Source organism: Nakamurella sp., from assembly GCF_048594475.1.
Lineage (GTDB): Bacteria > Actinomycetota > Actinomycetes > Mycobacteriales > Nakamurellaceae > Nakamurella.
Genome location: NZ_JBMDXT010000524.1, coordinates 1 through 20,210 on the forward strand (window position 1 = coordinate 1; position 20,210 = coordinate 20,210).

The following is a 20,210-nucleotide window of genomic DNA, read 5'->3' on the forward strand; positions in this document are numbered from 1 at the left end:
CGCCGCCGGCCCGCGGAGCCGCGCCGCCCGCCCGCCGACCCGCGCCGCCTGGCCGGTTTGCGCCCCGTATCCCCCGGAGCGGGGGCTAAAACCGGCGAGTCGATTGTCGTGGGACGCCCGCGCTGTCGGTGGTGGTGGGCCGCACGGGCCGACCCTGCCACGCGGCGACCCGCGGCGACAACCGTCAGGCCCGCCCCTGGCCGACGGCGCACCCGGCCCGCCCCTGGCCGGCGGCGCACCGGGACCGCCTTCGTACCCTGGGCGGCGTGGAGCGGACCTCGTACGTCTCGGTGGATGTGCTGCTCCTGCGGTACGACCACGGCACCCGCCGCCTCCTGCTCGGCCTGCACGACCGCACGGTCGATCCGTTCGCCGGCTGGCCGGCCCTGCCCGGCGTCCTGCTGCACCGCGGCGAGCGGATCCGTGAGGCGATCGGCCGGGCACTGGCCAAGGTCGACCTCCGGGCGGCCGGATCGGGCCAGCTGGTCACCTTCGACGAGCCGAACCGCGACCCCCGCGGCCCGACGCTGTCGGTGGCCACCTGGGCGGTCGGCACCGAGGTGGGCACCGCGACCTGGGCGCCCCCCGAGAATCTGCCGCCGCTGGCCTTCGACCACGAGCGCATCGTCGCCGACTGCTGGCCGCTACTGGCCGGGATGCTCTGGCGGGAGACCGATTTCACCCGGCTGCTGACCGGGGACGAGTTCACCGTGGCCGATGCGGTCGCCCTGCACACCGCCCTGACCGGCACCCCGCCGGACCGGGGCAACCTCAACCGCACCCTGGCCGGCCTGCCCGGCCTCGCCCGCACCGACCGGCTGGCATCGGCCGGCCGCGGCCGACCCGGCGCCGTCTGGTCCTGGTCCCCCTGACCCTCACGCCGCCCCGACCGCGCGGATCAACAACGCCGGCGCGGATCAAGTAGCTCCGAATGTGACTGCTGTGACGCGAGTCGACGACTTCGTCCGCGCGGCAGCCGCGCACCGGCCTCCCACCGGCCGCACACCGGCCACGCACAAGCCACGCACCGGCCACGCACAAGCCACGCACCGGCCGGCTCGGCCGGGTTCGCTGAGCTCGGGTCAGCTCAGGCCACCTTGCGATCCACCCGATCCGGACCGAACGCCAGCACCCGCGCCGGCGCACCCAGCGCCCGCTCCAGGGTCAGCACCGCGTCCCGGCTGCCGGCCAGTTCCCTCCCCCGGCCGGACGCCCCCCGCAGCAGCGTCGTCAGCGCGGCCTGGTGGTCGAGATCGCGGGGCGGACCGACCGGCAACCGGTCGATCACTCCGGCCGGCGTCCGGTAGGCGGTGACGGCCCGGACGGCCGGCGGCGCCGGGTCGCCGACGCCGTCCAGGACGTCCAGGTGGGAGACCGCCAGCGCGTCCACCCCGCCGATCGCCGCGACCGCATAGCGCAGCGCGACCAGATCGAGATGCCCGGCCCGCCAACCGCCCTGGTACACGCCGGTACCGTTGAACGGCTCGGCGACGGCCAGCAGGGCCGGGTCCTCGGTCGGCAGCGGACCGGCCCCGTGCCGGGTGGTGTAGGACCGGGTCAGGCCGAGGACCTCGCCCCGCGGCAGCCCGGCCGCGGCCAGCAACGCCTGCGCGTTGGCCGGCGTGGTGGTGCTCCACGTGGTGTGCGGATGGAAACCCCGCCACTCGTCCAGCAGCACGCCCTGCGCACCCTCGAAGACCAGCCGGCCCCGGGCCGCGGTCCGGGCCAGATGGTCCGGACCGGCGATCCGGACGGCCCCGGCGAATGCCTCGAGCACATCGGCCATCGTCCCGACGTCGTCGTGCCCGTGGACACCACCGGCCAGCAGCGGGGAGTAGAACCGGACGAGGTCGGTCAGCCGGTCGCGGAGCACCCGGCGGTCCAGGCAGTCCCGGACCCGGAGCGCCCGGCCCCGCGCGTCGGACGGCGACACCAGGTTCTCCACCCGCTGCCCGGCCCGCGCCCCGCGGCGCAGCGCCAGGTCGAACCAGACGGTCTCGCCGATGCCCAGGCCGGTCGACCCGTGCCGCCCCGCCCCGCGCCGGTCCTCGCGGGTCCGGTTCGCGGCGACGTGCACCGGGGTGGTGATCAGCGCGTCGGGGTCGACGGTGACCAGCCCGAGCGGATCGGGCACGCCCGCGGCGGCCAGCTCCTCCGCCTCGCCGGCCAGCCCGATCGGCTCGACCAGGACATGCCGGCTCAGGAACGTCGGCACCCCGGCCAGGGTGCCCGAGCCGAACTGCCGGAACGTGTGGTGCCGGCCGTCGGCCACGACGTTGTGCGCGGCCTGGGCGCCGCCGTTGAACCGCACGACGCCGGCGACATCTCCCTGGGCGCAGAGGAAGTCGACCGTCGCACCCTTGGCCTCGTCGCCGAACCCGAGGCCGACCACGATCGTGCTGCCGGGCCGGTCGTCCGGGCGGGCCGCCCGGCTCATCGGACGTCGTCCGCGACGTCCAGGCCGGCGGGCAGCGTGCCCCGGGTGACCGCCGGCCGGGCGCCGACGGTGGCCAGCGCCTTGCCGACGGCCGGGCCGTGCGGGCTGCCGATGTCGGTCAGGTCGGCCAGCCCCTCGCCCAGGTCGATCGCATCCTCCAGCAGCCCGAGGGTGAGCGCGATCAGCTCGCACACCGCCTCCGGGTCCTCCAGCTTGAGGAACCGCTCGCCCAGCAGGTCCCGCCAGTGCTGGTTGACCTGCATGTCGTCGTAGTAGGCGGTCTGCCGGGGCAGAATGAAGAAGGTCTCCCACCGCTGTTGCACCTCGCGGTAGATCGCAGCGGTGTCCAGATCCCGATCGACCTCGTCGCCGATCACCCGGCGGATGTGCGCAGCCCGCAGCGTCCGCTTGTTCATCTCGTCACCGACGATGAACAGGTAGCCCTTGCGTCCGCGCCTGTCCCACGCGTCGGTCGCGGTGTGCCGGGCGACGAAATAAGCTGCCAGTTCGTACGATTCGCTCTTCTGCCCGCCGCCACCACCCTCCAGGAACAGGGTGCGCAACTGCTCGTCCATCCGGTTGTCCGACTCGAACTGGCCCACCTGCAACGGCACCCGGTCGCAGTCGGCGTCACCGATCGCGCCGAACATGATCTGCGGGTCCTGCACGTATCCCTTCCGCTCCAGCAGGCCGAACAGCTCGGCCAGCCGGCGCTGCATCACCTGCGGCACCACGCCCATCGACCCGGTGACGTCGAACAGCACGACGATGGGCGTCGACGCGGGGTGGTCGGTGCCGTCCCGTGACTCCCGGACGCCGACCCCGTGCGGGTCCAGTGCGGGGTCGGCCCGCCACTGGCTGGCCGGCCGGGCGCGCATCCCGGCGCTGTAGGCGAAGTCGGCGGCGCCGCTGGCCCGGCGGAAGGTGGCGGCGGCGCGGTAGGCGTTGTCGTCCCAGGCTCCGTGTCCCATGACTGCACGTCCTTTCGATGGTGCGGTCCTCAGACCGCTCGGTGGGTAGGGGGTGTCGGGTCGGTGTGTTCGGTGGGCACCGCGAACGGGCGGAATCGGCGGCGGCCGTAGAGCCGGCCGATCAGCTCGTCGTACTCGTCCAGCAGCGCATCGGCGGACGGCCGCATGCGCGGGTTGTCCTGCCGGGCGCCGCGGGCGTACCGGAGCTGTGCCTCCTCGGCCGGATGGAGCGCGGCGGTCATCAGGGTGTGCAGCTGGTGGATGTCGGCCTTGCCGGTGACGGGTGAGCCGGCCATCACCTCCGGCGGGTAGCTCGCCGAACCGATCCGGCCCGGCAGCGGGGTGCCGGCGCGCGTCGCGAACGACCACCCGGCGAGCACCACACCGTGCCGTTCCGGCTGGATCAGCACGTTGTCGGCGACGATCGCGCCGTGCACCAGGCCAGCGAGATGGGCACCGGCGACGGCCCGCAGCAGCCGGCGGTACATCCAGGCCCAGTCGCGGCCGTCCAGGCCCTGCGGGTAGGCCCGCAGCACGTCGGCCAGGGTCAGGAAGCCGTCGGTCAGGTCGGTGAGCACGTCGACCTGACGGACCTCGCGGTCGGGACCGGCGATCGCGCCGACGTCGAGCAGCCGTGGATAGTAGGGCCGCAGCCATTCGTGGGCGGTCGTCAGCCGGGCCAGGGACCGGTAGGCGGCCCGTTCGTTCTCCAGGAACCGGTTGGCGGCCGGTCGCCGGGCGAGCTTGAGCACGACGCCGGCACTGCGGTAGACGGCGGCGACGCTGCCCTGGGCGAGCAGGTCGCCGACCGGGTAGGCGTCGAGGCGGCCGATGACGGTCGCTGCGGTCCGGTCGGGACCGCCGGCCCAATCCCGGTAGAGCTCCTCCAGCCGCAGGAACGCGGCCGGATCACCGGCCCGGTCGGGGTGCAGCAGGGCGGCATACCGCCGGAACGTCCGCGTGGCGGCCCGCCCGGCCGCCGGCCCCTGCGCCCGCGGACCGAACAGGTCCTGCGGCCCGTGCGCCGCGAGCACCGCGCTCCGGGCCTCGTCTGTCGTGGTCATATTTATAGTCTGCACGACTAATTTAGAAAGCGCAACCCTGCGCTTTGCAGGCCGGTCCCTCCCGCCGGCGGGGGACGGCGAACCCCACCGGCGGCGGGGGCGGGCCTCCGTCCCCGGCCCGGGCTGCGAGAGTGGAGTCATGCCCCGCATCGCGCTGCTGTCCACGTCCGACACCGACCTGCTCTCGGCCCGGGCCTCCGGGGCCGACTACGCCCTGGCCAACCCGGCCCGGTTGGACGTGACCCGGGACCTGCCGGGGGTGCTGGACGGGGCCGACCTGGTTCTCGTCCGCATCCTGGGCACCGCGCGGAGCTGGCAGGACGGGCTCGACGGGCTGGCCGCCCGGGGGTTGCCCACGGTCGTGCTGGGTGGCGAGCAGACGCCGGACGCCGAGCTGATGCGCCTGTCCACCGTGCCCATCGGCATCGCCGCCCAGGCCCACGCGTACCTGGCCGAGGGCGGCGCGGCGAACCTGCGGCAGCTGCACGCCTTCGCCTGCGACACCGTGCTGCTGACCGGCGAGGGGTTCGACCCGCCGGCCGTCGTCCCGCCGTGGGGGTATCTGGAGCGGGACTCGCCGCCCGTCGACCCGGCGGCCGGCCGGTCCCGGGTCGGCATCCTGATCTACCGGGCCCACCACACGTCCGGCAACACCGCCTTCGTGCACGCGCTGGCCGATGCCGTCGACGCCACCGGCGCCGCGGTCGCGGCGCCGATGTTCTGCTCATCGCTGCGGGCCGCGCCACCGGATCTGCTGCGTGCCCTCGGGGAGCTGGACGCCCTGATCGTGACCGTCCTCGCGGCCGGCGGCACCACCCCGGCCGGCGCCTCCGCCGGCGGTGACGACGACGGTTGGGACGTCAGCGACCTCGCCGCCCTGGACATCCCGATCCTGCAGGGGCTGTGCCTGACCTGGTCCCGGGAGACCTGGGCGGCGACCGACGACGGCCTGTCCCCGCTGGACGTGGCCACCCAGGTCGCGGTGCCCGAGTTCGACGGCCGCATCATCACGGTGCCGTTCTCGTTCAAGCAGACCGATCCGGACGACGGGGCCGGATTACCCCGCTACGTGGCCGATCCCGAGCGGTGCGCCCGGGTCGCGGCGATCGCGGTCGCGCACGCCCGGCTCCGGCACACGCCACCGGCCGACCGCCGGATCGGGCTGGTGCTCTCGGCGTACCCGACCAAGCACTCGCGGATCGGCAATGCCGTCGGCCTGGACACCCCGGTCTCGGCGGTCCGGCTGCTCCGGGCGATGCGCCGGGCCGGTTACGAGATCGGTGACGCGTTCCCCGGTCTCGACACGATCGAACCGGTGCCCGGGGAGGAACCGGACACCACCGCGGGCAACGCCCTGATCCACGGCCTGATCGCGGCCGGCGGCCAGGACGAGGAATGGCTGACCGACGAACATCTCGCGGGTCAGCCGGTCCGCATCCCGGCCGCGCAGTACCGTCGTTGGTTCGCCGAACTGCCGGCCGACCTGCGGGACGCGGTCACCGGGACGTGGGGTCCCGCCCCGGGCGAGCTGTTCGTCGACCGCTCCCGCGATCCCGACGGCGAGATCGTGCTCGCCACCCTGCAGTCGGGCAACGTGGTCATCCTGGTCCAGCCACCCCGCGGGTTCGGCGAGAACCCGATCGCCATCTACCACGATCCCGACCTGCCGCCCTCGCACCACTACCTGGCCTGCTACCGCTGGCTGGAGCGGGGTTTCGGCGCCCACGCCCTGGTCCACCTGGGCAAGCACGGCAACCTGGAGTGGCTGCCGGGCAAGAACGTCGGGCTGTCCGCCTCGTGCGGCACCGACGCCGCGCTGGGCTCGGTGCCGCTGATCTACCCGTTCCTGGTCAACGACCCGGGCGAGGGCACGCAGGCCAAGCGCCGCGCCCACGCGGTCATCGTCGATCACCTCATCCCGCCGATGACGCGGGCCGAGTCCTACGGTGACATCGCCCGGCTGGAGCAACTGCTGGACGAGCACGCGACGATCGCGGCCATGGACCCGGCCAAGCTGCCGGCCGTCCGGGCGCAGATCTGGACGCTGCTGCGCGCGGCCCGGATGGACCACGACCTGGGCCTGGCCGGCGCGGACCGTCCGGAGGGCGACGACTTCGACGACCTCATCCTGCACGTCGACGGCTGGCTGTGCGAGATCAAGGACACCCAGATCCGCGACGGCCTGCACGTGCTCGGGCAGGCGCCGGTCGGGCCGGCCCGGGTCGATCTCGTGCTGGCCATGCTCCGGGCCAGCCAGGTGTGGGGTGGCCGCGCGCAGGCGCTCCCCGGCCTGCGGTCCGCGCTCGGCCTCAAGGACGACGCCGACCGGACGAGCGTCGACGTGATCGAGGCGCAGGCCCGCGCCCTGGTGCAGGCCTGCGAGAACGCCGGCTGGGCGGTCGACGCGGTGCCGGGCGTCGTGGAAGACCTGCTGGGTCAGGCGGATCCGGACGTGACCGCGGTCCTGACGTTCGCCGCCACCGAGGTCGTGCCCCGGCTGGCCGGCACCACCGGCGAGCTCGACTCCGTCCTGCACGCCCTCGACGGCGGGTTCGTTGCGGCCGGCCCGTCCGGTTCACCCCTGCGCGGGCTGATCAACGTGCTGCCCACCGGCCGCAACTTCTACAGCGTCGACCCCAAGGCGATCCCGTCCCGGCTGGCCTACGAGACCGGCACCGCCATGGCCGAGTCGTTGATCGCCCGGTACCGGACCGACACCGGCGAGTACCCGCGGTCGGTCGGGTTGTCGGTGTGGGGCACGTCGGCGATGCGGACCGCCGGTGACGACATCGCCGAGGTCCTCGCCCTGATCGGAGTCACCCCGGTGTGGGACCCGGCGTCCCGGCGGATCAGCGACCTGCAGGTGATTCCGGTGGCCGACCTCGGGCGTCCCCGGATCGACGTCACCGTGCGGATCTCCGGCTTCTTCCGGGATGCCTTCCCGCACGCGGTCGTCCTGCTGGACGACGCGATGCGCCTGGTCGCGGGGCTGGACGAGCCGGCCGAGCTGAACTACGTCCGGGCGCACGCCCAGGCCGACCTGGCCGAGCACGGCGACGAACGGCGGGCCATCACCCGGATCTTCGGATCGGCGCCCGGCGCCTACGGGGCCGGGTTGCTTCCCCTGATGGAGGCCGGGAACTGGCGGGACGACGCCGATCTCGCACAGGTCTACACCGCATGGGGCGGCTTCGCCTACGGCCGGGGGCTGGACGGGGTCGCGGCGGCGGCGGACATGCAGGCCAACGACCGGCGGATCGCGGTGGCGGCGAAGAACACCGACAGCCGCGAGCACGACATCGCCGACTCCGACGACTACTTCCAGTACCACGGCGGGATGATCGCCACGGTCCGGGCGCTGACCGGGCAGGCTCCGGTCGCCTACATCGGCGACTCCACCACCCCCGACGCCGTGCGGACCCGGTCGCTGACCGAGGAGACGGCCCGGGTGTTCCGGGCCCGGGTGGTGAACCCGCGATGGATCGCCGCGATGCGCCGGCACGGGTACAAGGGTGCGTTCGAACTGGCCGCCACCGTCGACTACCTGTTCGGCTCCGACGCCACCGCGGGGGTCGTCGCCGACTGGATGTACGAGTCCCTGGCCCGCACGTACGCCCTGGACGAGCAGAACCAGCAGTTCCTGCGGCACGCCAACCCGTGGGCGCTGCGCGGCATCGTCGAGAAGCTGACCGAGGCGGCCGACCGCGGCCTCTGGGCCGAGCCCGACCCCGACCTGCTCGCCGACCTCGCCCAGGTCTACCTCGACGTCGAGGGCGACCTCGAGGACCGCTGACCCCGCGGGCCGAACCCGGGACCCTGCCCGCCCACCCCTCCCCTTGCCGGCCCACCCCTCCCCGCGCGGATCAACAACCCCGGCGCGGACGAAGTCATCGACTCCGGTCCCACCCGTCCCATTCGGGGCGAGATGATCCGCGCGGGCGTAAATGATCCGCGCGGGGCGGGCGCGGGGCGGGGCGGGGGTGGCGGACGGCACCGGGCGTCCAGCATCATGAGCGGCGGCGCCCCGGACCGGTCGACGCGGGTCGAGCGACCGGGCCGCGCCGGTGCCGGCCGCCGCGTCCGGTGCACAACGCGCCCGACGAAGGGGTTCCCGTGGACCTGACGATCGAGACGTTCGCCGATCCGGCCGACCGGCTGGCTGCGCTGACCGGCGTCATCGAGGGGCCGGACGGCCGGGTGTGGTTCACCTCGCCGGGCACCGACCGGATCGGCCGGATCGATCCGGTGACGGGCGCGATCGAGACGTTCATCGACCCGGCCGGCGAGCTGCGCGGCCCGGCGAACATCTATCCCGGCGCCGACGGCACGATGTGGTTCACCTGCCCCGCGACGGACCTCGTCGGCCGGATCGACCCGGCCGCGGCCGACCCGCAGGCGACCCTGACCGCGGTCACCGCACCCGGGTTGCGCAACCCGGTGGCGATCAAGTCCGCCGCCGACGGGCGGGTCTGGGTGAGCCTGCGAGCCGCGAACGCCCTGGCCGGGATCGACCCGTCCGCCGAGGATCCCGGCGCATCGACAGTTCTCGTCACCCATCCGCTGATCGACGGGCCGGCCGCCATCTTCCCGGCCGGTGACGGCCGGCTGTGGTTCACCACCACCGGGCGGCCGGGCGTCGGCTCGCTCGACCCGGCGGCCGCCGATCCGGCGGCGACGGTCGCCGTGCTGACCCCACCGGGCGATCCGGCCCTGCGGGCCTGGGCCCAGGACCGGGCCGGTTGCCTGTGGATCACTACCCGCGCGCCCGCCGGGGTGGCGCGCTTCGACCCGGCCGACCCGTCCGGCAGCTGGCTTCCGTTGACCGGCCCGGTGTTCGGGGCCCCCGACGGGGCCACCCTGGGACCCGACGGGGCGATCTGGGTGGTCGACACCGACCGCAACGCGGTGCTGCGGATCGACCCCGACACGGCCGGGGTCACGGCCGTCGCCGACCCGGCGTTCGACGCGCCGTTCGACCTGAAACCCGGCCCGGGGTCGACACTGTGGTTCACCAACCGGGGCAACCCGACGATCGGCCGGATCCGGCTCGGCTGACGCTCAGGCGGCGGCGTCGGTGATCGCCCGCACGGTCGGCTCCGGCGCCTCGAGCTGCGGCAGGTGGCCGGCCCCCTCGATCAGCCGGAACCGGGCTCCCGGGATCGCGGCCGCGTACGCCTGCCCGTAGCCGGGGCCGACGATCCCGTCGTCGTCCCCCCAGAGCACCAGCGTCGGGACGGCGATGCCGCCGAGCCGGCCGGCCAGCGTCGGGTCGACGGGCGATCCACCCGTGTACGCGGCCAGCGCCGCCCCGTCCGCGGCCATCGCCGCCTGCGCCTCCGGCGGGAGCGCGGCGGGGTCGATGCGGAACCGATCCGCGTCGTGGAAGGCCAGGTCGGTGATCTGATCGGGGGTCAGGTTCGGCACGTCGGCCACCGGATGGTCGGGCACGTCGATGCCGATGGCGTCGATCAGCACCAGCGCGCCGATCCGGTCCGGCGCGAGCAGGGTCAGCTCGGCGGCGATCCAGCCGCCGAGGGAGCTGCCCACGACGGTGACCCCGCGCAGGTCGAGCTCGGACAGCACGGCGGCGTAGAGCGCCGCCAGTCCGGCCACGTCCGTCGTGCCGGTGCGATAGGGGGTGCCGGAGAAGCCGGGGTGCACCGGCGTCAGGACGCGCCGCCCGCTGGAGACGAGCAGCTCGGCGAGCCCGGCGACCGACATCGGACCGGCGCCCCCGTGGAGCAGCAGGACGGCCGGGCCGTCGCCGGCATCGGTCACGGTGAGTTCCGGCAGGACGGACGGCAGGGTATCGGTCACGGCGGTGTCCATTCGTGGGAGGCGTTTTCGGGCAAACTATCCCGCCACCGCTCACCCTCGTGGGTGAACTGCGTCCATTACGCAAGGTCACCCCCAGGAGCTCATCGCGAGCCGGGACCCTCGCCCTCCGCCAGCGCCCGGACCAGGGAGGTCAGCTCCGGCACGCCGGACGCCTCGTCCAGCACCTCGCGCAGCACCTCGTCGTGGACCGGACGCACCGCCTCGAGCAGGTCCCGGCCGGCCGCCGTCAGCTCGGTGTAGATGCCGCGCCGGTCGTCGGCGCAGACGATCCGGGTCAGCAGACCACGCTCCTCCAACCGGTTGACCAGCCGGGTGGTGGCCGACGCGGACAGCGCCGCGGCCCGCGCCAGCTGCTGCATCCGCATGTGCCAGCCGTCCTGCCGGCTCAGCGCGTCGAGCACGGTGTACTCGACCACCGAGAGCCCGGCGGACGCGGTCAGGGCCCGCTCGAGACGGGTGTCGATCATGCCGTGCAGCGATGCGAGCGTGCGCCAGCCCTGAGCGCGCACCTGGACGGCGTCGTCGCCGATGCCCATCACGAACCACCTCACACATTTAGTTGCTTGCGCGGACTATCGGCGCGTGCAACAGTAGATATCAAGCGTATGCAACTACCAGCGTACGCGTCCAACCCCTCAGAGAGAGAGAAGACACTGATGCCCGCGGGACTCATCGCGCTCGCGCTCGGCGGTTTCGGGATCGGCCTGACCGAGTTCAACATCATGGGCCTGCTGCCCGAGGTGGCCGCCACCTTCGGCGTCAGCGAGGCCGTGGCCGGCGCTCTGATCACCGGCTACGCGCTGGCCGTCATCGTCGGCGCGCTCGGCCTCACCGCCGCGACCACCCGGTTGCCCCGCAAGCGGGTGCTGCTGGGGCTGCTGGTCCTGTTCGTCGTCGGGAACGCGATCAGCGCGGCCGCGCCGACCTACGAGGTGATGATGACCGGCCGGATCGTCGCCGCGCTGTGCCATGGCGCGTTCTTCGGGATCGGCTCGGTCGTCGCCGCCTCGCTCGTGGACCCCAGCCGCAAGGCCGCCGCCGTCGCCATCATGTTCACCGGACTGACCACGGCCACCGTGCTGGGCGTCCCGCTGGGCACGTTCGTCGGCCAGCAGTTCGGCTGGCGGGCCACGTTCTGGGTCATCACCGTGATCGGCGTCGTCGCATTGCTGGGCGTGCTGGCGCTGGTCCCGGCCGACCGGGGACGCCACCAGACCACCCGCCTGCGGGACGAACTCGGCGCCTTCCGGGACCGCCAGGTCTGGCTGTCCATGGCCGAGACGGTCCTGGGCTTCGGCGGCATGTTCGGCGCCTTCACCTACATCGCCTACACGCTGACCGTGGTCAGCGGGTTCGCCGCCAGCACCGTGCCGTGGCTGCTCGTGCTGTTCGGCGCCGGGCTGCTGATCGGCAACGTCGTCGGCGGGCGGTTCGCTGATCGCGCCCTGGACCGCAGCCTGCTGGTCATTCTGGGCGCCCTGGTCCTGGTGCTCGTCGCGTTCGCGCTCGTCGCGCCGAACCCGATCGCGACCGCCGTGCTGCTGTTCGGGATGGGCGGCTTCGGCTTCGCCACGGTGCCCGGCCTGCAGACCCGGGTGATGACCTACGCGGCACAGGCGCCCTCGCTCGCCTCCGCGGGCAACATCGCGGCGTTCAACCTGGGGAACGCACTCGGGGCGTGGCTCGGCGGCATCACCATCAGCGTGGGGCTCGGCTTCACCGCTCCGATCTGGACCGGCGCCGGGCTGACCGCCGGGGCGCTGCTGGTGATGGCCGTGGCCGCCCGGACCGCGCCGCGGCCCCCCGTCGACCACGCGCCGCCCGCCGCCGTCACGCGCGGGTAGGGCCGCGACCCCGGGCTCGACCGGCCGGGTCACCCGGCCGGCGGGCGCAGGAGGTAGGTGTCCATGATCCAGCCGTGCCGGGCCCGCAGGTCGGCCCGGACGGCCGCGATGTCGTCGACGACCTCGTCCAGGGGTCCGCGCCGCAGGGTCTGCCGCGGATCTCCGAGGTAGGCGCCCCAGAGGATCTCCAGGCCGCGGCCGGTGTAGGCCCGGCACGCCAGGGCGCCGTCCAGCATGACCACGACGGTCGAAACCGGCCCGGCCATCGCCTCGGCGAGCCGGCGGCCGGTGGTGATGAGGACCGGTTCGCCGATGCCGTGCAGCACGACGCCGTGCGCGGCGGCCAGCGCCTGCACCGCGCTGATCCCCGGCGTGACCCGTACCCGCAGGGACACCCGGCCGCGGCCGCGGATGCCGTCGACGACGCGGATCGTGCTGTCGTACAGCGCCGGATCCCCCCACACCAGGATTCCGGCGGTGGCGTCCGGCGCCGTCCGGTCGAGCAGGACGCCCTCGAGGGCGGTCACCCGCCGCCGGTGCCAGTCGACGACGGCGCCCCGGTAGTCGCGGTCGTCCCGATCCCGGCGCGGGTCCGGCACGGAGACCACGGTGTGGCCGGGACGGGCGTAGCGGCGGAGGATCTCGGCCCGCAGGTCGATCAGATCCCGGGTGGCCTCACCCTTGTCGAGCTGCAGCACCACGTCCAGCCGGCCCAGGGCCGCGAGCGCCTGCAGGGTCAGCTGCTCGGGGTCGCCCATGCCGATGCCGATGATCTCCAGGGTGCGCACCCGGCGATTGTGCCGCCCGCCGTCGCGGCCCCCCGGATGCGGGGGCGCCGGCCCGGTGCATCATGGTCGGGTGCCGACCAGCCGACGCTCGCCGGCCCGGTGGGTGCTGCTGCTCGCGGTCATCGCCGGGGTCTTCGGCATGCACGTGCTCACCGCCGGCGACGGGCCTGGGCACGGCATGCTGCCGGCTCCCGCGATGGCGGACGGCCACCACGACCGGCCCGACGCGGCCCCGCCGGCCGCCCGGTCGCCCCTCCGGTCGGTCCCCGGACCGGCCCCGATCGAGCCGCTGGCGGCCCCGCTGCCGTCCGGGATCGGGCACGGCGACATGGCCGGGTGCGTCCTGTTCCTGGTGATCGGCGGGGCGGCGCTGGTGCTGCTCGCGCTGGCCCGGTCGGCCGCGGGCGCCGGCGACCACGACCGCCCCGGCGACGGCGGGTGGCTGGACCTGCGCCGCCGGGGGCCGCCGGACGGATGGCCCCGCATCGCCCTGGGTGTGCTCCGGGTATAGGCGACCGGAGCCGCGTTCCCGACCGGAACGCGGCTTCCGCCTGCCCTTTCCCGCACACCTCACAGGAGACCACCCGTGTTCAAACGTGTTCCGGGCGCGATCGTCGCGCTCACCATCGGCCTGACCCTCGCCGCCTGTGGCGCCGGCACCCACTCCGACCCCGACCACTCCGCGGCCGGCACCATCGGCAGCTCCCCGACCGACAGTTCCCCCACCGGTGCCGGGACCGCCGGGGCCGCCGCCCCGTCGGCCGCTGGGGCGCACAACGCCGTCGACGTCGTGTTCGCGACGATGATGATCCCGCACCATCAGGGTGCCGTCGAGATGTCCGACCTGGCCTTGACGCAGGCGTCCGCCCCGCAGGTCAAGGATCTGGCCGGCCGGATCAAGGCGGCCCAGGGGCCCGAGATCGAGCAGATGCAGAGCTGGCTCACCGCCTGGGACGCGGCCATGCCCATGACCGGCACCGGGACCGCCGGCCCGGACATGGGCCACGGCATGGATCACGGCGACCCGGCGTCGACCGCCGCCGCGGATCCCACCGGCGACGCGGACGACTTCGGCATGGGCGCGATGATGTCGATGAGCGAGTCCGACATGGCCGCGCTGCGGGCGGCGACCGGCGCCGCGTTCGACACGCTGTTCCTGCAGCAGATGATCGCGCACCACCAGGGCGCCATCGAGATGGCCGATGTCGAGCTCGCGCGGGGCGAGAACCCGCAGGCGCTCGCGCTGGCCGCGGCGATCAGGACCGGCCAGGCGGCCGAGATCACCGAGATGCAGCGGCTGCTGGCCGCCCTGTAGGCCGGACACGCCGGGCACACCCGGACCCGGGGATCGCGAGGACCGCCCCGGGTCCGGGCGGTGGCCGACCGGATTCAGGCCGACCGCGGGTGCTCGGCCAGCGTGTCGGCGACCCAGTCGGCGATGAAGGTGGACACGTGGGGCAAATGGTCCAGGCCGATGTGCTCGGTGGCGCCCTCGTCCGGGGTGAAGATCCGCAGGTCCCGCTTGGGACTGTTGACCGCCTGGTCGAACGAGCGGTGCGCGTACTCGAGCGGGATCTGCCGGTCGTTCTCCCCGTGCGCGATCAGGAACGGCACGTCGATCCGCTCGACCACCCCGTCCAGGTGGACCTGGTCGGCGAACTCGATGAAGTCGTCGAGCGGGGCGTCGGGATCGAAGCCCCAGACCCAGCGCACGTGCTCCCAGTAGTGCGGCACCGGACGCTCACCCTCACGCTGCCGGCGGCGGCGCTGCACGGCTCCCCAGTTGTGGTTGGCCCCCCAGGCGACGACCACGGCCAGACGCTTCTCGAACGCCGCCGCGCGCGGCGCGTAGTAGCCACCCAGCGACCAGCCGACCAGGCCGATCCGGGTCGGGTCGACGTCGTCGCGGGTCAGCAGGTAGTCGACGCAGGCCGCGGCCCAGGCCTCGGTGTCGATCCGGGCGGTCAGCCCCCGCAGCCGCAGGGCCTCGCCGGAGCCGGGCGGGTCGACCATCAGGGTCGAGATGCCGCGCGCGGCCAGCTCGGCCCAGTGCTCGGAGTTGTACATGTGCTCCTTGGTCGAGTCCAGCCCGTTGAACATGATCATCACCGGCGCCGGTCCGGCATCGGTGGCCGGGGCCGCGCTGAAGTAGGCGGGCAGGCTGCCCGACTCGTACGGGATCTCCACCCGGGTCACTCGCGGATCGCGCAGCTCGAACGACTTCTGGGCCAGGTCGAGCACCCGGCGGTAGCTGGGGATCCGGTTCGGGTCGGAGTGCGACAGCATCCGCTCGGCCTGGGCCAGGTAGTTGGTGGCCCGGAAGTACAGCTGGCCCGCGGTCCGGGTGTGGCCGAGCTTCTCGGCCGCCTCCGCCTGGTCGACCAGCTGGTCGGTCAGGCCGGTCCAGGCCCGCAGGAAGTCGGGCGTGCCGGCGTCCGCGCCCTGGGCGGCGGCCTCCCGGATCGGTCGGCAGGCCCGGTCGACCTCGTCGATCAGGCCGCCGCTGTTGAGCGCGGCGACCACGCCCAGGTTCCAGACGTAGTTGCCGGGGAAGAACTCGAACACTTCGGGGGTCCTTTCGGAGCAGGGGCGGGGTCAGGTGGCTCAGCGGGCGGCCGGCACGGCCCGGGTGCGCCGACGGGGGCGCGGCCGGGCCGGCGTCACCGGTGGCAGGTCGATGCCGGCGACGACGGTGTTGCGGATGGTGCCGATGCCCTCGACGGTCATCTCGACGACGTCGCCGGGCTGCAGGGGCGCCGGGTCCAGCCGGCCCCGGCGCCCCCACAGCTCGGCCAGACAGCCGCCGTTGCCGCAGGTTCCGGAGCCGAGCAGGTCGCCGGCGCCGACCCGGGCACCCCGGGATGCGTAGGCGACCAGCTCGGCGAACGGCCAGCCCATGTTGGACAGCAGGTCCCGCCCGATCACGGTGCCGTTCACCGACACCGTCATCTCCAGCGCCAGGAAGCCGTCGGCGTCGAGGTAGGGCTCGAGCTCGTCGGCGGTCACCAGCCACGGGCCGAGGGTGGAGGCGAAGTCCTTGCCCTTGGCCGGCCCCAGCTTCACCTTCATCTCCCGGCTCTGCAGGTCCCGGGCCGACCAGTCGTTCATGATCGTGTAGCCGAAGATCTCGACCTGCTCGGGGGTCAGCGACGAACCGGCGCGGCCCACCACGGCGGCCACCTCGAGTTCGAAGTCGAACCGGCGGCAACCCGGTGGGATCGCGACGTCGTCGTGCGCGCCGATCAGCGCGTACGGGTTGGTGAAGTAGAACGTCGGCGCCTCGTACCACTCGGGCGCGACTCCGGAGTCACCGTCGACGGAGGCGACGACGCCCTCCACGTGCTCCTCGAAGGCGACGAAATCCCGGACGGTGGGCGGGTTCAGCGGTGGCAGCAGGCGCACGTCCGCGATCGGGACGCCGGGGCCGGCCGCGGCGGCGGCACCGGCGGCCGTCGCCGCGGCCCGGCCGGACCGGACCAGGTCGAGCACCGTGATGCCGGCCGGCCGCGGGTGCACGAGCGGCCGCTCCGGCGGGCCGGTGACGACCCCGGCGGCGACGATGCCCCGGTGCTCGAAGGTGGCAAGACGCATGACCGGGTCCCGCTCAGACCGGCGGGGCCACGAACAGGCCCTTGTCGACGTCGTTGAACGAGCGCTGCGCGACGAACTCGTTCATCTGGTTCGCGGTGCCCCACTGGTCGGAGACCTCGGGCTGGGAGAAGTCGTACAGGTGCGGATGCCAGGTGTCCTCGTCGATCAGTTCCAGCTCGGTGGTGTACTCGACGGTGTTGCCGTGCGGGTCCAGGAAGTAGCTGAAGGTGTTGTTGCCGGCCATGTGCCGGCCCGGACCCCAGATCTTCTCCACGCCGGCCCGCAGCAGGCGGCCGGTTCCGCGCATGTAGGAGTCGATGTCGCGCATCTCGAACGACGCGTGGTGCAGCGACGGGTGCGGGCCGCGGGCGATCGCCATGCTGTGGTGCCACTGGTTGATCCGCAGGAACCACATCATCTCCCCCATCCGCGGGTGCATCAGGGTGTCCGACAGGCGAAAGCCCAGGTGCCGCTCGTAGAAGGCCCGGGTCTGCTCCGGCTGGGGGCTGTTGATGACCACGTGCGAGAGCCGCACCGGGATGGATTCGCCGGCCTCGACCGCCCGGTGGGTGCGGATGGCGACGTCGGCGCTGATCTCGACGGTCCGGCCCTCGTTGTCGAAGAAGCGGAAGCCGTAACCGCCACCGGGGGTGTCGATGATGCCCGGCTCGCTGACCAGGGTGACGCCGTCGGCGGCGAGCCTCGCCGCGAGCACATCGACGTCGGCCACCGAGGCCGCCCCGAACGCGATCAGGTCGATCCGCTTGTCACCGGCCTGCCGCAGCCGGACGATGTAGTTCTCGGGCGAACCCTCGGCGGCCAGGAAGGCCAGACCGTTCTCGGTGTGCTCGGCGCTCAGACCCCAGGTGTGGGTGTAGAAGTCGAGCTGGGTCGCGAAGTCGGGCACGGCCAGGTCGACGTGCCGCAGGTGGGTGATGGCGGGGACGCTCATGATGCTCCTCGAAACCTGTTGGTCGGTTGACTATTTGACGGCGATCGGGACCACCGGGGCGCCGACCGCGCCGGTGACGGGCAGCGGCTCGGCGGACAGGAAGAACTCGTGGACACCGTCCGCGGCACAGTCGGCGGCCAGCGCGTCCAGATCCCACATCTCGCCGATGAACAGCCCGATGTGCGGGATGGCCACCTGATGCAGCGGCTGGAAGGCGTTCTCGAACTCGTTGGGCCGGACCTCGAATCCCCAGGTGTCGGTGGCGACCGCGGCCACCTCCGTGGAGTGCAGCCAGTCCGCCGTGGTGAACGACAGTCCGGGCGAGTCGCCGCCGGCGTACTCGCCCCACCCGTCGCGGCGGGCCCGGGCGAGCCGGCCGGTCCGGACCAGCAGCAGATCGCCCCGGCCGACGGTCGAGGTCGGCCCCTGCGCGGCGATCGTGGCCGCCAGATGCTCGGCGGTGATGGCGAACCCGTCGGGCAGCTCGCCGTCGACGCCGAGCACGCGGCCGACGTCGAGCAGCACGCCGCGGCCGCTGATCCGGCCGGTGGCGGTCTGGATGCCGGTCACCAGATCGCCGTCGCTGGTCACGACGTCGCCGGCGCGGCGCCCGTTCCAGGCCTGGCCGTGGTCGAAGATGTGGCCGAGGCCGTCCCACTGCGTGGAGGCCTGCAGCGGCATGAAGATCACGTCGTCGGCGCCGCCGATGCCATGCGGGAAGCCCTGGGTGCCGCGCTCGGCGTCGGTCCCGGTGTCCAGCATCGTGTGCACCGGGTTGGTGCGCCGCCGCCAGCCCCGCTGCGGCCCGTTCATGTCGAACGACTGGGCCAGCGGGAACGCCGCCCCCCGACGGACCAGCGCGGCGGCCCGCGCGCGCATGTCGTCGGTGAGGAAGTTCAGGGTGCCGAGCACGTCGTCGGCGCCCCAGCGACCCCAGTTGGAGCAGCGCTTGGCGGCCGCGGCGATCGCCGACTCGGGATCGCGCGGATCGAGCGGAAAGGTGGTGGGCATGTCGGGTCCTCCTTGAAGCGACTCCCTCACGATCCGGGACCCGAGCGCATCAGGGAAGACGAGATGCATGATGCGGCGCATCACCTCGGTGGATACGCTTGGGCCCGTGAAGCTGACCAATCTGGACCTGAACCTGCTGGTCACGCTGGACGCGGTCCTCGAGCACCGCAGCGTCAGCCGCGCGGCCGAGCAGCTGGGGGTGAGCCAACCCGCGGTCTCCGCCCAGCTGGCCCGGCTGCGCCGCCATTTCGGCGACGACCTGCTCGCCCGGTTCGGCAACCAGTACCGGCTCACGCCGCTGGCCACCCAGCTGCGGGGCCGGGTGCAGGCCGCGGTCACCGGGGTGGAGCGGGTGTTCGCGGCCGAACCCGACTTCGCCCCGGCCACCTCGACCCGTGAGTTCTCACTGGTGATGAGCGACTACGGGGTCGCCGTGCTGGCTCCCCCGCTGGCCGGCGCGCTCACCCGCGAGGCGCCGGGAGCCCGGCTGCGGTTCGTCCAGAACACCCCGTACCTGGTGGACCACGCGATGCAGGCGATGACCGGCACCGACCTGCTGGTGATGCCGCACGGCTTCACCGACGGGCTCTCGCACCGGGATCTGTACCAGGACACCTGGGTCTGCCTGGTGTCGGCCGACAACGACGCCGTCGGTGACGCGCTCTCGATCGACGACCTGCGGACCATGCCCTGGGTGGTCACCTACCACGGCGCGACCGCGGCCACGCCCGCCGCCCGCCAGATGCGGATGCTGGGGATCGAGCCGCGGATCCAGGTGATCACCGAGCATTTCCTGACGGTGCCCGGCCTCGTCGCCGGCACCGGACGGGTGGCCCTGCTGCAGCAGCGGCTGGCCGAGGGCGTCCCGGACGCGCTGGGGGTGCGCCGGTTGCCCTGCCCGTTCGAGGTGTCGCCGCTGGTCGAGGCGATCTGGTGGCACCCGATGTACGACGGCGACCCCGAGCACTCGTACCTGCGCGACCTGGTCGTCCGGGTCGCGGCGCAGGTGGCCGGCGCCCGGTGACGGCCCGGCCGCGACCTCACCGCCGGGTGGCCGTCACCGCCTCCAGCGCCCGCCGGACGTCGTCCCGGACGGCCGGCGCGGCGAACATCAGCACGTCGGCCAGCCGGGCGCCGGCCGCGAACCTCGTGTCGTCGAGGAACGCGGCGCCCCGGCCGTCGCCGTGCCCGTCCAGGGCGCCGGCCACCGCGGCCAGGGCCTCGTCGTCGTCGACCAGGACCGACAGATCGGTGTCCAGGTCGACCGCACCGGGCCCGTCCGGTCCGGGCGGGACCACCCCGCCGAACTCGTGCCGGCCGGCGCCGACCGTGACCGCCCGGGGCCAGCCGGGCAGCCGGACGTCGGCGGACGTGTTCGGCGGCACCACCACCGTGACCCGCAACCGGTCGCCGTCCACCGCCCAGCCCACATCTGCCTTCCCGTAGGGGGTGTCGAGCGAGGCCGCGGCCGCGGTCAGACCTGGTAACGGCTGGGGCTCGCAGCGCAGCCGGGCGTACCCGGGGGCGGCGGGCGCCAGTCCGGCGACCCGGCGGTGCAGCGTGTCGGCGACCGAGCCGAGTGCGTAGTGGTTGAACGAGGTCATCTCGCCCGGGTTCACCGTGCCGTCGGGAAGCAGGCTGTCCCACCGTTCCCACACCGTCGTCGCGCCCTGCGTGACGGGGTAGAGCCACGAGGGGCACTGGGTCTGCAGCA

18 protein-coding genes are annotated in these 20,210 nt (G+C 73.7%); 7 read left to right on the forward strand and 11 right to left on the reverse strand.

The genetic code is table 11. The annotated features are described in order from the left end of the window. Positions 1-266 precede the first annotated feature (266 nt). Entirely contained in the window at positions 267-872 is a 606-nt protein-coding gene (locus ACOJUF_RS23575; protein ID WP_420124246.1) for an NUDIX hydrolase, read from the forward strand. Positions 873-1,087: 215 nt separating this feature from the next. Here ACOJUF_RS23575 and ACOJUF_RS23580 read toward each other — a convergent pair whose 3' ends face one another. Genes ACOJUF_RS23580 through ACOJUF_RS23590 form a run of 3 tightly spaced genes read right to left on the reverse strand, consistent with a single transcriptional unit; the run spans position 1,088 to position 4,472 of the window. Beyond that, on the reverse strand, positions 1,088-2,437 hold the full coding sequence (locus ACOJUF_RS23580) for an adenylosuccinate synthetase (RefSeq protein WP_420124247.1): 1,350 nt from the start codon (positions 2,435-2,437) through the stop codon (positions 1,088-1,090). Further along, complete coding sequence (locus ACOJUF_RS23585) at positions 2,434-3,408, reverse strand: hypothetical protein (RefSeq protein WP_420124248.1); 975 nt, start codon at positions 3,406-3,408, stop codon at positions 2,434-2,436. Before ACOJUF_RS23585 ends, ACOJUF_RS23580 begins: the two co-directional genes overlap by 4 nt. Before the next feature lie 29 nt (positions 3,409-3,437). Further along, on the reverse strand, positions 3,438-4,472 hold the full coding sequence (locus tag ACOJUF_RS23590; protein WP_420124249.1) for an adenylate cyclase: 1,035 nt from the start codon (positions 4,470-4,472) through the stop codon (positions 3,438-3,440). A 139-nt stretch (positions 4,473-4,611) separates the two neighbouring features. Between ACOJUF_RS23590 and cobN the strand changes: the two genes are divergently transcribed. After that, positions 4,612-8,265, forward strand: coding sequence for a cobaltochelatase subunit CobN (gene cobN / locus ACOJUF_RS23595; protein ID WP_420124250.1), 3,654 nt, complete (start codon positions 4,612-4,614; stop codon positions 8,263-8,265). Positions 8,266-8,585: 320 nt separating this feature from the next. Next, complete coding sequence (locus ACOJUF_RS23600) at positions 8,586-9,527, forward strand: virginiamycin B lyase family protein (RefSeq protein WP_420124251.1); 942 nt, start codon at positions 8,586-8,588, stop codon at positions 9,525-9,527. 3 nt (positions 9,528-9,530) lie between these two features. Here ACOJUF_RS23600 and ACOJUF_RS23605 read toward each other — a convergent pair whose 3' ends face one another. Beyond that, entirely contained in the window at positions 9,531-10,289 is a 759-nt protein-coding gene (locus ACOJUF_RS23605) for an alpha/beta fold hydrolase (protein WP_420124252.1), read from the reverse strand. Between the two features lie 101 nt (positions 10,290-10,390). Beyond that, a complete protein-coding gene (locus tag ACOJUF_RS23610) occupies positions 10,391-10,846 on the reverse strand; it encodes a MarR family winged helix-turn-helix transcriptional regulator (protein ID WP_420124263.1) in 456 nt (151 codons plus the stop codon). A 120-nt stretch (positions 10,847-10,966) separates the two neighbouring features. On the opposite strand from ACOJUF_RS23610, the gene ACOJUF_RS23615 reads away from it, so the two are divergent. Continuing rightward, positions 10,967-12,154: an MFS transporter gene (locus ACOJUF_RS23615; protein WP_420124253.1), complete on the forward strand. Its 1,188-nt coding sequence runs from the start codon at positions 10,967-10,969 to the stop codon at positions 12,152-12,154. Positions 12,155-12,183: 29 nt separating this feature from the next. Here ACOJUF_RS23615 and cobF read toward each other — a convergent pair whose 3' ends face one another. After that, positions 12,184-12,942, reverse strand: a complete 759-nt coding sequence (cobF, locus tag ACOJUF_RS23620; RefSeq protein ID WP_420124254.1) for a precorrin-6A synthase (deacetylating) — start codon at positions 12,940-12,942, stop codon at positions 12,184-12,186. Positions 12,943-13,012: 70 nt separating this feature from the next. On the opposite strand from cobF, the gene ACOJUF_RS23625 reads away from it, so the two are divergent. Continuing rightward, on the forward strand, positions 13,013-13,453 hold the full coding sequence (locus ACOJUF_RS23625; protein WP_420124255.1) for a hypothetical protein: 441 nt from the start codon (positions 13,013-13,015) through the stop codon (positions 13,451-13,453). 75 nt (positions 13,454-13,528) lie between these two features. Beyond that, on the forward strand, positions 13,529-14,257 hold the full coding sequence (locus ACOJUF_RS23630; protein ID WP_420124256.1) for a DUF305 domain-containing protein: 729 nt from the start codon (positions 13,529-13,531) through the stop codon (positions 14,255-14,257). Between the two features lie 74 nt (positions 14,258-14,331). Here ACOJUF_RS23630 and ACOJUF_RS23635 read toward each other — a convergent pair whose 3' ends face one another. Genes ACOJUF_RS23635 through ACOJUF_RS23650 form a run of 4 tightly spaced genes read right to left on the reverse strand, consistent with a single transcriptional unit; the run spans position 14,332 to position 18,496 of the window. Continuing rightward, entirely contained in the window at positions 14,332-15,507 is a 1,176-nt protein-coding gene (locus tag ACOJUF_RS23635; protein WP_420124257.1) for an alpha/beta hydrolase family protein, read from the reverse strand. A 39-nt stretch (positions 15,508-15,546) separates the two neighbouring features. Then, positions 15,547-16,533 (reverse strand): fumarylacetoacetate hydrolase family protein, encoded by a 987-nt coding sequence (locus ACOJUF_RS23640; protein WP_420124258.1) that lies wholly within the window; start codon positions 16,531-16,533, stop codon positions 15,547-15,549. 13 nt (positions 16,534-16,546) lie between these two features. Further along, positions 16,547-17,485, reverse strand: coding sequence for a VOC family protein (locus tag ACOJUF_RS23645; RefSeq protein WP_420124259.1), 939 nt, complete (start codon positions 17,483-17,485; stop codon positions 16,547-16,549). Between the two features lie 30 nt (positions 17,486-17,515). After that, positions 17,516-18,496 carry a cyclase family protein gene (locus tag ACOJUF_RS23650; protein ID WP_420124260.1) on the reverse strand — a complete coding sequence of 327 codons (981 nt, stop codon included), beginning with the start codon at positions 18,494-18,496 and terminating at the stop codon, positions 17,516-17,518. 106 nt (positions 18,497-18,602) lie between these two features. Here ACOJUF_RS23650 and ACOJUF_RS23655 point away from each other — a divergent pair, with 106 nt between their 5' ends. Further along, positions 18,603-19,520, forward strand: coding sequence for a LysR family transcriptional regulator (locus tag ACOJUF_RS23655; RefSeq protein ID WP_420124261.1), 918 nt, complete (start codon positions 18,603-18,605; stop codon positions 19,518-19,520). A gap of 16 nt (positions 19,521-19,536) precedes the next feature. Here ACOJUF_RS23655 and ACOJUF_RS23660 read toward each other — a convergent pair. Continuing rightward, positions 19,537-20,210: alpha-L-rhamnosidase C-terminal domain-containing protein (locus tag ACOJUF_RS23660; RefSeq protein ID WP_420124262.1), on the reverse strand; the 674-nt coding region annotated here is incomplete at its 5' end.